Genomic DNA, 12,495 nt, shown 5'->3' with positions numbered 1-12,495 from the left:
TGGGATTTAACTAAAAAAGAGATGTTAATGTGCTAAACCACCATTTAAACTGATGGTTATGATGGTTAAAATGATGATTCCGATCAGTACATAAAGGTAGTCACGCTCTATTAAAAAGCTAAAAATAGCGAAAACAATACGTGCAATCGGGGTAAAAATGAGCATCAGGATACCAAATTGAACAATGGCATCACCTTTAAAAGTTAATACACCTTTAAATATAGCAGCTATGGAAGAAAACTTGTTAAGTTCGGGTTTAAAAACCTTATAATCGATAACGGCACCCTGATGGTGAACCAAAAAAATTGCCCCGCCAATTAATACGATACCCATCGAAATGATAACACCGGCACGCAAAAGCGTACCCAGAATTAACTGGATATCTTTATCATTGATATTTTCTTTACCTGCCTTATCCATTATAATCCGCTTATTCCTTTATAAATCATCTGCAAGGCCAGAAATACCACCACTACAGCAAATACCATTTTTAGTTTATCGGTTTTGGTACGCAATAAAACTTTTGAGCCTAAAGAAGCGCCTGTTAAAACACCAATACAAACCGGCATGGCAATACCAGGGTCAATCTGCCCGCGGTGTAAATAAACTACCGCACTTGCTGCAGCGGTAACCCCCATCATAAAATTGCTGGTGGTGGTTGATACCTTAAATGGCAAACGCATAATGTTATCCATCGCAATTACTTTTAAGGCTCCGCTGCCAATACCTAACAGTCCGGATAATGTCCCGGCAAATAACATCATTAAAAACCCTCCCGGAACATGTTTTACAGCATAAGCGTGATCTGTACCTTTATCAGGAAAAGATCCGTTTAGTTTAAAAAATCTGGCCCATTTATCGGTATCGTCTAAAGTGGTGTGGTCTACCTTTTTCTTTAAGGTCATGATGGCCGAAAAAATCAGGATGCAGCCAAAAAGAATGGCAATGTAATTTGCATTAAGATATACCGCTACTATGGCACCGCAAACCGCCCCTATGGTGGTCGCGATTTCTAAAAACATCCCGATGCGGATATTGGTAATGCCTTCTTTTACATAGGCAGCTGCCGAACCTGAAGAGGTAGCAATAACCGAAACAATAGATGCACCGATGGCGTAATGAATATCTACCCCCAAAGCCAGAGTAAGCAATGGGATGATAATTACCCCACCACCTAAACCGGTTAGCGAACCCAATAATCCGGCTAAGAAAGCACCTAATAAAACGATAATGGTAAACAGCAATACCGACATGCGGGCAAATATAATGCACTGTTTTTGGGGAAACGAAGGATTAAAGGAATAAAATAAAGTCTATATGTTATATGGATGATGTAAGATGGGAGGTGGAAAACGGATGATCTGAAGGGATAATGTAACAGGTGAGATGGAAAATGGATGAGGGAAAATGATCGACCGAATATCAACCATCGTCCATCCTACATTCTCCCTCATTCATTTTCCATTTTCCATCACTTTCCCAGTCTCTTAATCATCTCGGCACTTAAATCCCTGCCATCATTTAAACGATTGGCAAAAAACGATTTCGCCGCTTCAAAATGTTCTTTATAACCTTTTAAATCGCCGTATCCAATAATCGAAGCCCATTCGTGCACGGCAGTATGAAACTCCAAATCGTCGCCACGGATAGATTTATCATATAAAGCGGTGCTGATCGATTCTTCTAACATCGCTTCATTTTTGAAAAGATACTCGGCAATACCCAACCTTAGTTTAAAGGGCGGCGTTTGGCAGATCAGGTTATCGTATGGGTTTACGCCCATTTTATACCAGGCATAAACCATGCTTAACAAACTTAAATGCGAATTGGGTTTCTGTTTATGGCTGGCATCCGACAGGCTGAATTCTTTCATGATGTTATCGTCTAACAACAGAAGCGAACGGCTTTCATGGAAAACAAAATCGCGGGCAGCATAAATTTTTTCTCTAAACTCAGTCTCGTTTTCGCAGATCATCAGTTTAAACAGTTCTGATTCGGCCTGTGCATAGTACTTTACCTGTTTTTGTGCATAAGGATTTAGAATGGCCAAACCGGCATAGATGTGCGATTTATAGCTAAAAATCCTGAGCGTAGTTAAAATTTTAACATTATCGATTCCCCCTGCGTATGCCGGATTGTCCCATGGAAAGAAACCTGCATTTTTCCAGGCCGATCCCATGCTTTCGAAACCCATGTGCGTAACCGCCTGTGTATCGGCCACAATACGATCATGTTCCCGGTAATCGTCCATTTCAATAATGTTCGATTTTAAAGATTTATAGATTTCCAGGGCCTGTGCATAAACAGCATCAGTTGCACGGTGGCGCACCACCACCAGCGTTTGCCCTTCCGGACTAAAAGCAGGCCCATGCAAAGAGTGGCAGGTTACAATCTGGGTATCCTCAGGAAGGTGTTTTTCAAAAGCAGCGATTTCAGGGTGTTTAACAGAGGTTTGTCCGGCTACTATGGCACCATATTTAGTAGATCGGGCAAAAACAGCCACCACCTCATCAATTTTTTCGGCTTCAACGCAATAGATAATAAAGTCTGATTTACGCGCAACCTCATGGCCATCAATCAAAACTTCGATTCCCTTTGGTTCCAGTTCGTTTTTTAAATCAGCAAAACGCAAAGGCATATCTGCCCCACATACCTTATAACCAGCATTTACAAACGACAGGGCATACAATTTGCCCATATCACCTAAACCAATAATTCCTATTTGCATGCAACAAATGTAACCTATCGTAAATTATTTTATAATAAAACTTAGATAAAATTGTTATTTAGAGGTTAAACCAAAGGCAATTTTATTTATTTTAATAAAAGCTTAATTAAAATATATTAAGCAGGAAATGGATAAAAATGTAGTTTTACAATCTAACACCTATATTAAACTATGCAGAAAATTAAACACACCCTATTGTTTTTAGCCGCTTTGCTATTTGTAAATTTCGCATTTGCACAAACAAAACAAGACACCACAAAGAATACTGATCCTTCTTTAAACGGGCAGTATAACTTCATGTTATCGAAATCTAAAAGCTTGTATGGCGCAAGACTGATCAACCCAATCCGGTTATCGGCCTTATGGAAAAGTGTTACAGATACATTGAAAAAAGAACGCAAACAACTGCAGGAAGCACGCCAGGAGATTAAAGCGCAGGCAGGCAATATTTCGAGCTTAAAGGGCGAAGTATCCGGAAAAGAAAGCTCTTTGGCCAATGCCACTGCCGCAGTTAACGATATTAAATTTTTAGGAATTTCTTTCGATAAGGGTACTTACAATACTATTGTTTGGGCCATTATTATTGTATTGGCAATAGGGCTTGCCTTTGTGATTTTTCAATCGGGCAAATTAAGGCATGAGGCTAAATACAGGACTGAACTTTACCAGGAAGTGGCCGATGAGTTTCAGGCACACAAGGTAAAAGCAAAAGATAAAGAAATGAAACTGGCCCGTGAGTTGCAGGATGAGCGGAATAAATGGGACGAAGGCCGGGGGAGATAGACAAAGCTTAATGATTGAATTTTGAATGATTGAATTTTGAATGATTGAATTTTGAATGACTGAATAATTGAATAATTGAATTTTGAATGATTGAATGATTGAATGATTTAGCGTTATTCGGTCATTCAAAATTCAATCATTTTCTCATTCCAAAGTAAGGGCCAAAGGTAATTTGCCAAAGGCTTTTAAAATACTTATTATTTTAGTTGTAAAGCAGGGCTTGTGGTGCTTCGGTTCTGCTAGCCCCGCCATTCGCTATAGTCCCGATGAAACCTGTGAAACAAGCAAGCACACCTTAAAAAACAAAAAACAGTGCTTAAATCGGGAGCTGCCGCTACTGTCGGGTTTATTACACCCAAAGCAGCACCATTTGTCCACCTAAATCCGATCAAAACAGAAGCGGAACTTTTTTACTAAAAGTTACTGCGAAATTCCCCAAAATAATTTTATCAAACGAGTTGTCAACTTTCTGGTAAAATGGCTATTGAAAATTGACAACCCGATTTACTCAAAGGGAAATTGCCTTCTTAATTCTTAATACTGTATTTCAAGCCCAGCTCGAACTCCCCGTTACTATAATTTAGCATTTTTGAAGTATTGGTGGTGTACTGGAACAGCAGTGAAAACTGGTTTTTATAATTGGTGCCAAAGCCGCCTGTAAAACTGTTTGTACTGTGATATACGCCATTGAGCATTAGTTTATTATCTAAAATCTGCAGATTTACTCCTGCATCGAAAATACCATCATAATTTTGCACGCCTCTGTACACCAGTTTTGGCTCTATACTATTAATCAGTTTATCTGTTGTAAATTTATAACCTGCAGCAATAAAATAGGTAGAACGGTCAACCACATTCCTCAGTACATCTCTTTTAAAAAAACGTTTAAGATTAGGGAGGGCTGCTTGCAGCGTTAGCTTCTCCGTACGGTAAGCGGCACCAAAATCGCCATCTAAATAGAGTTTCCGATCATTAAAGCTATTCAGTACATCATCATCCAAATCGCCTTTTACTTTATTAAAATCTACTGATTCGTTCATAATTCCGGCAGATAAACCAAAATCCAGAAAGTTAGTCCCGCCATTTAATGGTAAATGATAGGCGTAGGTTACGGTTGCCCTTGTGCGATTAATGGCACCTGCAGTTTCATTATAAAAAAGCAGACCTAAACCAACCTTATTGCTGGCTAAACCATAATCGCCGGTAAGATACTGGATTTTTGGAGCCCCCTCTACCCCTGCCCACTGCGTTTTAAAGGCTGCATTCAGGTTTAGTCCTCTTTCTAATCCTGCCATTGCCGGATTGGCCAAAAACTGGTTCTGGTAATAAATACTTCCCATGGGGTTCAGCTGGGCAAATGCTGGTGTAATCAATAAAAACAACAGCGCTATGATATAATATCTCATTTCTCTCCCTGTTATTTTTTATATAAAATTGATATAAAACCCTTAACAGATCCATCGGTGCCCAGATCGAGCATGTAATAGTAAGTATCTTCCATTAATGGTTTTCCGTTAAAATAGCCATCCCAGTTGTTCTGGTAATTCATGGCAGAATAGATCAGTCTTCCCCCCCTATCAAAAATAGTGAGTTTGTTATCGGGATATTTTTCTAAACCTTTAACTACAAAAAAATCGTTTTTACCATCGCCGTTGGGGGTAAGGATATTGTTTATAACCGCAACATCTGCTGTGGTTTGTATAATCAGGAAGGGCTGTAAAAAACCCTGGGTTAATGTGGTACTGCTGGCCTGAAAAGTTTGGATTACTGCCATTTCCCCTATACTAAAATCGTACAGCTGATTATTGATTTTACCATAGGCACTGGCCGAATTAAATATATAAGGTACATTCTGCGCTTTTAGTGTGTTTCCGAAAAACATCAGCAACAAGAATATAAACGGATAGTATATTTTTCTCATCGCATTTAGTTTAAAGAGATCCATGCAGCACCATCACTTTGAATGGTAAAGGTTTTATTTCCTGTAATGGTGGTTAAACTCGAATCATCGTTTAATAGCACCGGATTATTCACGGTTACATCACCAGATGATAAAGCTTTAATAATCACATAAACCCTCCCTTTACAAGTACTGGCTGCCGGAAGGTTAAGTGTTACAGTTGCGCCGGCATTTTTAATCCTAACAGTATAATGACTGGCATCAAGTGTTAAAGTGCCTGCAGCAGTAAATGTTAAAATACTGGCAGAAACGGAACCGTTTATATTTAAGGTACTGGCATTTGCCGGTGCATAAGCGGTAGCAGTTGCTGCAGCTGTTCCGTTAAGTGTTAACGAACCGCCGTTTGTAGTAAAATTACCTGCTATTAAAGGATAAATAGTGTTGTTGTTGGCTACAACCAGCGTATTATTTGCATTTGTGCTGTTGCTGCCCGCATTACTTCCAATAAAAATATTGCCTGCCCCGTTATTTTTTGATCCTGCATTATAACCTATTGCCGTATTATTATCGCCGTTGCTCGCTTCGAGTGCCAAACTACCTACTGCCGTATTGGCAACGCCCGTTCCGTTGGCCATTAAAGTGTGTGTACCTAACGCGGTATTGTTAGAGCCAACCGTATTGGCCGATAATGCCTGCGAGCCAAAACCACTGTTGTTGATACCGCTAAAACTGCGTTGCAATACCTGATAGCCAAATGCACTGCTCTCATAACCTGAGATATTTACCGATAATGCTTCCCTTCCGAATGCACTGTTGTAGAAGCCTGAAACGTTTGCGGTTAGTGTTTTATAGCCATAAGAAATATTGGTTTCTGCAGAATTGCCTAAGCGCCCCGATTTTAATCCGTTAACCAAAAAATTGATGGCTACATCATCGGTATTGCCCAGAAAATTGTTATTCTGATCTATATTTCCGGTATTCCCCCTTAATGCCCATGCATTCGCATTGGCAAATAATGTTCTGCTGATTAGTTCTGGCTTTCCGCTTGTGGCATTGGTAATATACACCTTATTTGCATCGCTCACGCCGCTGGTTGTTAATTTAGCAAGGGTAACCGAGGCATCAGCCAATTTTGGTGTAGTTACCGAGCCATCTGCAAGCTGAAGCGTATTTACTGCAGCATCGTCGATATTAATGTTCTTAACTTCTTTGTTTCCGATTTTAATTGAGGTTACTGCCGCATCAGCCAGTTTTGGTGTGGTTACCGAGCCATCTGCAAGCTGAAGTGTATTCACAGCCACATCGTCTATATTAATATTTTTAATTTCTTTATTCCCGATTTTGATTGAAGTTACTGCTCCATCAGCCAGTTTTGGCGTAGTTACCGATTTATCAGCAAGTTGAAGCGTATTTACAGCAGAATCGGCTATGTTCACATTTTTAACTTCTTTATTCCCGATTTTTACTGAGGTTACTGCTCCATCAGCCAGTTTTGGCGTAGTTACCGAGCCATCAGCTAATTGAAGCGTATTTACTGCAGCATCATCTATATTAATATTCTTAATTTCTTTGCTTCCGATTTTTACCGACGTAACTGCTGCATTTGCCAGTTTGGGTGTGGTTACAGCGCCATCTGCAAGTTTAATGGTACTTACGGCTCCTGCATTAATATCAATTACCACATCTTTTAACAATGCGGTGGAACCATTGGCAGTGATGCTTAAATCGGTTGAGGTCAGAGCTTTGGCACCTGACAACTGGCTAACATCCAATGTTACCGGTTTCCACGCCGTTCCATCAAATAAAAGCACCTGGTTATTGGCTGGTGCCGTTGCACTTAATGTTTTTCCCTGAAGATTAGCTATAGTTGGGTTTGGATAATTTCCGGTTAAATCGCCTCCGGCAGTTCCGGTAGATGGACCAACGGGTCCGATATCCCCTTTGTCTCCCTTATCGCCTTTTACCCCTGGTATTCCCTGCAAACCTTGTAATCCGGTAGCACCCGTTGCACCGGTATCTCCTTTTACACCTTGCGGACCTGTAGCTCCAACTGCGCCCTGTGCACCAGTAGCCCCTGTTAAACCAATTGGTCCCTGGGCACCGGTTGCTCCAGCAATACCCTGCGGGCCTTGCGGACCAACAGCACCAGCCACACCTTGTGCACCTGCCGGGCCTGTAGCACCAGGATCGCCCTTTGGTCCGATTGGTCCGTTGGCGGCATACAATGCATAGGGAACACTTAACAATTGTGCCGTTCCGGCCAGCGTAAAGTTGCTACCGTTATCAGGATCGATTTCTACTTTTACGAATTTTAGTCCACTTGCCCAGGTCACCCCTCCAATTGTACCGGTTACAGAATTTGCCCCCGTTGATCCGATTGCGACTGCATAAAGACCTAAAGTATTGGTTACGACGTTTCTCACTTCCGAATATTGCGTAGTACCCGTTGCTGATGCATCCAGAATACTGATTCGTAGAGATATACTTTTATTTGCCAGCGGAGTACCATTGGTATTTCTGGCTGCTCCTTGATAGTTAAATTGCTGTGGAGCCTGTGCTTTAACAGCCATTGCCAAGCCCATACTCAGCATTGCGATCAGTAAAAATTTTTTCATGAATAGGGATGAGATCTTAAGTGCCTGGCTGCAAAAAATAAGAAGCCGAACGACCAAATCTAATAATTAGTATAAGTACAGTACCCCGCTTTACACGAAAGACTTATCTGAAATATACAAAATACTGAAAATCAGATTTATATATAAAAATGTTATTCATAATTTTACACGAACAGTCCGTTTAGAAGCTTGTAAAAATGATTTTAGCGAATAAAAGAAGGGCAAAAAACCCATAGCCGTTTTAAAACGGTTATGTTTCTGAAGGGAAAGATATTCCTTTAATATTCCGGTATAAATCTACCGCGTAGAGGTCTGTCATTCCCGAAACAAAATCTAATACACTCTGTGTAATGGAATAAATATCGGTTAAATCGGTATGGTACTGTTTTGGGATCAGCTTTACCAGTTTCCTGTAATAATGCGTATTGTTATGGATTAATGCAGGTACAAATTCTTCTAATAAACCTGCCATTATTTTATAACCAGCTACTTCTTTTTGTATTACCGAAGAGAAGTTGTAAATGCGTTCTACTGAAATTTTTTCGACGGCTTTCCAGGCCGAAATGTATGGCTCAGGCAGTAAATCGGTTAAACTTTGATTTAATTCGCCTTTTAACAATTCTACCTGCTTTTCGAAAAAGATAGCTGCGCACTGGTTGGTCAGGGTATTAATGGCTTTTGCCCTTAATAGCCCAATTTTGGCATCATCATCTTCATAATCGTTTTTCAAACGCTCCTCGATTGTGGCAGAGTTGGCAAATGGCAGGAGGTAATTTTTTACTTCTTCGTACGACAGGATCTTTAGGCGGTGTGCATCTTCCAGATCGATTATGCTATAACAAATATCATCTGCAGCTTCAACCAGGTACACCAAAGGATGACGTTTATAAATCAGGTATTCGCTTTCTTCCTGCTCTAAATGAAGTTCTGTAGCGATTTTTTTAAACGTTTCTTCTTCCGACTGGAAGAAACCATATTTTTTGCGGTGCAAAAAGCCCTTTTGTTTACCTGCAATGGATGCACAGGGGTATTTAGCTATCGAAGCCAGGGTTGAGTAGGTTAAAGCATAGGCATCATTGCCTTTTCCTTTTAACGGATGGGTAAGAATGCGGATGGCATTTGCATTTCCTTCGAAGTTGATTAAATCGTGCCACTGCGATTCATTCATGTCTTTTTGGTAAACACGGCCATCGCCATCGGTAAAATACCTCGAAATGGCTGCTTCACCCGAATGGCCAAAAGCAGGGTTACCCAAATCATGCGCCAATGCTGCAGCCGCAACAATGTTACCCACTTCGTTAATTAAAGGCACTTCCTTAATCAGTTCAGGGTTGTGCGTATTTACGCTGTTAAGGAAAATGTTAGCCATGGAGCGGGCTACACTTGCCACTTCTAAACTATGAGTAAGACGGTTGTGCACAAAAACACTTCCCGGCAAAGGGAAAACCTGTGTTTTATTCTGCAATCTTCTAAACGGGGATGAAAAAATTAAGCGGTCGTAATCACGTTGAAAATCAGAACGTGCCCTATCGGTACTGGCACCATACTGTTCTTGTCCGTACCTTTTATTTGACAGTAAATATTTCCACTCCATGCGTTCGATTAATTTTGGGCGAAGTTAATGATTCAGGGGTACTAAATAAAAGATTCGCTTTTAAAACCTTTGCTTTTTTTAGTGTATCATTTATTTTAATGCTATAAAAGGGTAATCAAAGCAGTCCACCCGGTTTGATGGCTGGCGCCCAAACCTTTTCCGTTTTCACCGTTAAAGTATTCGTAATATAAAATGTAGTCTTTAAAATGTTCGTCGTGATTTAACTTGGGATAACCTCCAAATACCGCACGCTCACCTTTATCATTTTTGAGGAATAAATTTTTCATCCTTTTGCTCAATAAATCTGCAATTTCATTTAATGAAAAATATTCGCTTGATCCTGTTGGATATTCTACCCTAAAATCGTCTGTATAATATTCGTGAAAGTGTTTTAAGGCATCAACCAATAAATAGTTTAAAGGCATCCAGATTGGTCCGCGCCAATTGCTGTTGCCACCAAACATGCCTGTATCGCTTTCTGCAGGAATGTATTTTACAGAATAATCACTTCCATTTAACCAATAACTATACGGATGCGTTTCATAAATTTTGGAAACTGACCGGATACCATAATCAGAAAGGAACTCGGTAGTATCCAGCATTCTGCGTAAAAGCATTTTCATCCTGTGGCCGCGCAAAAGTGAAAACAAGTGTTTATCATTTCCGCTTGTATCTGCCCAATGACTCACCAGCTGCACCAAATCAGGCCGCTGAAGCATAAAAGCCTCCAGGTGAGATCTCAGTTTTGGCAAGTCTTTCCAATCTTTATCGCTAAAAACAATTACCGCGAACATGGGGATTAAACCAACAAGAGAGCGGAGGCGTAACCGATCCCAGTTTCCATCGGGATTACGTAATAAATCGTAGTAAAAACCATCATGATCATCCCATAAACCAACGTGATGATCGCCCATATTATCAATTGATCCGGCAATGAATAAGAAATGTTCTGCAAATTTAATCGCCATATCTTCGTATAATGGATTATATAGAGCAAGTTCTATACTTATTTGAAGCATATTCAGAGCATACATGGCCATCCAGCTGGTGCCATCTGCCTGCTCTAAAAAACCACCACCGGGCACAGGCTCACTTCGGTTAAACACCCCAATGTTATCAAGCCCCAGAAAGCCGCCTTCAAAAATATTATTCCCCTCGCTATCCTTTTGGTTTACCCACCACGTAAAATTGAGGAGCAAACGCTGAAACACCTCTTCTAAAAACTTTAAATCACCAGTTCCTTTTATTTTCTTATCTACCAGGTACACCTTATAAGAAGCCAATGCATGTACGGGTGGATTTGCATCTGTAAAATCCCATTCGTATGCGGGTAATTGTCCGTTAGGATGGATATAACTGTTGTTTAACAACAATCGCAATTGCTGTTTGGCAAAATCCGGATCTACAGGTGCAAGCGCTATGCAATGAAAAGCAAGGTCCCAGGCTGCAAACCAGGGATACTCCCATTTATCAGGCATTAGAATAATATCATTGGCCATAAAGTGGCTCCAATGGTAATTTCTGCCACATGTTCTTTCATTTGCAGGTTTAGGTAAGCCGGCATCGCCCTTTAACCAGGTATTTACATCATAATTATAATACTGCTTATTCCATAAAATACCTGCCCAGGCTTGTCGTTGCAGCATTTTTTCTTCATCACTACTATTTGCAGCATATTTATCAGCATAAAACTCATTGGCTTCCTTCTTACGATCTTCAAAAATCTGATCGTAATCTTCAAACGGAGCTTTTAACTGGATACTGCTTAATCTTAATTTTATGCTGATACTTTGTTTTGCAGGGATAAGCTTTGTATAGTGAACCGCAACTTTGGTTCCTGTTTTGGCAGGGTTTACCGCCTTTTTATTTCCATTTATCAGGTAGTCGTTTATGCCATCTTTGACGAAATCTGATGCATTGGCCGATTGATACAAACGTTCATTATTGGTTTCGTTGTCGGTAAATAAAAATTCGGGCCCGCCATCTGTATAGCAATATAATTTACCTTGCTTTTCTGAATGCAAAAGCAATTTATCTTTTCCAATACTGCTAATTGCGGGTTTAGCAGTAGCACCATTCCAGCTCCAGTTGTTACGGTACCATAATTGTGGTAGAATATGAAGCCCGGAATCTTCGTTACTTCTGTTAAAAATGGTGTAGTTAATGAGCAGATCATCCACATCATTCTTTGCATAACTGATAAAAACATCAAAATATTTATCTTCATCAAATATGCCTGTATCCATCAATTCAAATTCGGGTTCTTGCCTGGATCGTTTGGCATTTTCTTCTACAAGCCTGGAGTAAGGGAAAGCAGACTGCGGATATTTATACAACATTTGCATGTAGGTATGCATGGGGGTATTATCCAGATAATAATAAAGCTCCTTAACATCCTCTCCATGATTTCCCTCTCCGTTATTCAAACCAAAAAGCCTTTCTTTTAAAATAGCATCCTTTCCGTTCCACAAAGCTAATCCTACACAAAGCAGCTGCTGGTCATCACTTATACCTGCTATTCCTTCTTCGCCCCACCTAAAAGCTTTGCTCCTTGCCGTATCGTGCGTGGTAAAATCCCAGGCATTTCCATCAGGGCTATAATCTTCCCTCACGGTTCCCCACTGGCGCTCGGTAACGTACGGCCCCCACTTAAGCCATGCTTTTTGATTGGCGTATTGTTGATTAATCCGGTCCTGCTCTGCCTTGCTCATATTTAAAATTAACTAATGGTGCATTTGCTAAACTTACTTATTACCAGCTTGCTTTCAGCTTATCAATATCGGGTTAAATATCAACGATTAAAATAAATATATTCTAAGGCTTAAGTCATGAAATCGGCAATAAAATACAAACCTTTTGGTTTCAGAAACGTTGT

Annotated in this window: 9 protein-coding genes; 1 reads left to right on the top strand and 8 read right to left on the bottom strand. The window is 40.2% G+C overall.

Features of this window, described 5'->3' with window-relative positions; genetic code table 11:
• Positions 1 to 24: 24 nt before the first annotated feature.
• The 3 genes from ABD769_RS17770 to ABD769_RS17760 all read right to left on the bottom strand — a co-directional run bounded on the left by ABD769_RS17770 (position 25) and on the right by ABD769_RS17760 (position 2,728).
• Complete coding sequence (locus ABD769_RS17770; RefSeq protein WP_344852731.1) at positions 25 to 420, bottom strand: DUF1634 domain-containing protein; 396 nt, start codon at positions 418 to 420, stop codon at positions 25 to 27.
• The gene (locus ABD769_RS17765) at positions 420 to 1,253 is read right to left on the bottom strand and encodes a sulfite exporter TauE/SafE family protein (protein ID WP_344852730.1); all 834 of its coding nucleotides are present in this window, start codon (positions 1,251 to 1,253) and stop codon (positions 420 to 422) included. The genes ABD769_RS17770 and ABD769_RS17765 overlap by 1 nt, the downstream gene beginning before the upstream one ends.
• A 218-nt stretch (positions 1,254 to 1,471) precedes the next feature.
• Positions 1,472 to 2,728 carry an NAD(P)-binding domain-containing protein gene (locus tag ABD769_RS17760; RefSeq protein ID WP_344852729.1) on the bottom strand — a complete coding sequence of 419 codons (1,257 nt, stop codon included), beginning with the start codon at positions 2,726 to 2,728 and terminating at the stop codon, positions 1,472 to 1,474.
• A gap of 171 nt (positions 2,729 to 2,899) precedes the next feature.
• On the opposite strand from ABD769_RS17760, the gene ABD769_RS17755 reads away from it, so the two are divergent.
• Entirely contained in the window at positions 2,900 to 3,511 is a 612-nt protein-coding gene (locus ABD769_RS17755; protein ID WP_344852727.1) for a hypothetical protein, read from the top strand.
• 527 nt (positions 3,512 to 4,038) lie between these two features.
• Here the strand turns inward: ABD769_RS17755 and ABD769_RS17750 are convergent.
• The 5 genes from ABD769_RS17750 to ABD769_RS17730 form a co-directional block, all read right to left on the bottom strand.
• Positions 4,039 to 4,917, bottom strand: a complete 879-nt coding sequence (locus ABD769_RS17750) for a PorP/SprF family type IX secretion system membrane protein (RefSeq protein ID WP_344852726.1) — start codon at positions 4,915 to 4,917, stop codon at positions 4,039 to 4,041.
• Between the two features lie 11 nt (positions 4,918 to 4,928).
• Positions 4,929 to 5,432 carry a T9SS type B sorting domain-containing protein gene (locus ABD769_RS17745; protein WP_344852725.1) on the bottom strand — a complete coding sequence of 168 codons (504 nt, stop codon included), beginning with the start codon at positions 5,430 to 5,432 and terminating at the stop codon, positions 4,929 to 4,931.
• Positions 5,433 to 5,437: 5 nt separating this feature from the next.
• On the bottom strand, positions 5,438 to 8,026 hold the full coding sequence (locus ABD769_RS17740) for a hypothetical protein (RefSeq protein ID WP_344852724.1): 2,589 nt from the start codon (positions 8,024 to 8,026) through the stop codon (positions 5,438 to 5,440).
• A 250-nt stretch (positions 8,027 to 8,276) separates the two neighbouring features.
• Positions 8,277 to 9,620 (bottom strand): dGTP triphosphohydrolase, encoded by a 1,344-nt coding sequence (gene dgt, locus ABD769_RS17735; RefSeq protein ID WP_344852723.1) that lies wholly within the window; start codon positions 9,618 to 9,620, stop codon positions 8,277 to 8,279.
• Between the two features lie 101 nt (positions 9,621 to 9,721).
• On the bottom strand, positions 9,722 to 12,331 hold the full coding sequence (locus ABD769_RS17730) for an MGH1-like glycoside hydrolase domain-containing protein (RefSeq protein WP_344852722.1): 2,610 nt from the start codon (positions 12,329 to 12,331) through the stop codon (positions 9,722 to 9,724).
• Positions 12,332 to 12,495 lie beyond the last annotated feature (164 nt).

Source organism: Pedobacter jeongneungensis, from assembly GCF_039538295.1.
Lineage (GTDB): Bacteria > Bacteroidota > Bacteroidia > Sphingobacteriales > Sphingobacteriaceae > Pedobacter > Pedobacter jeongneungensis.
The sequence above is the reverse complement of the archived record's forward strand: the minus strand, read 5'-3'. Positions and strand labels throughout refer to the sequence as shown.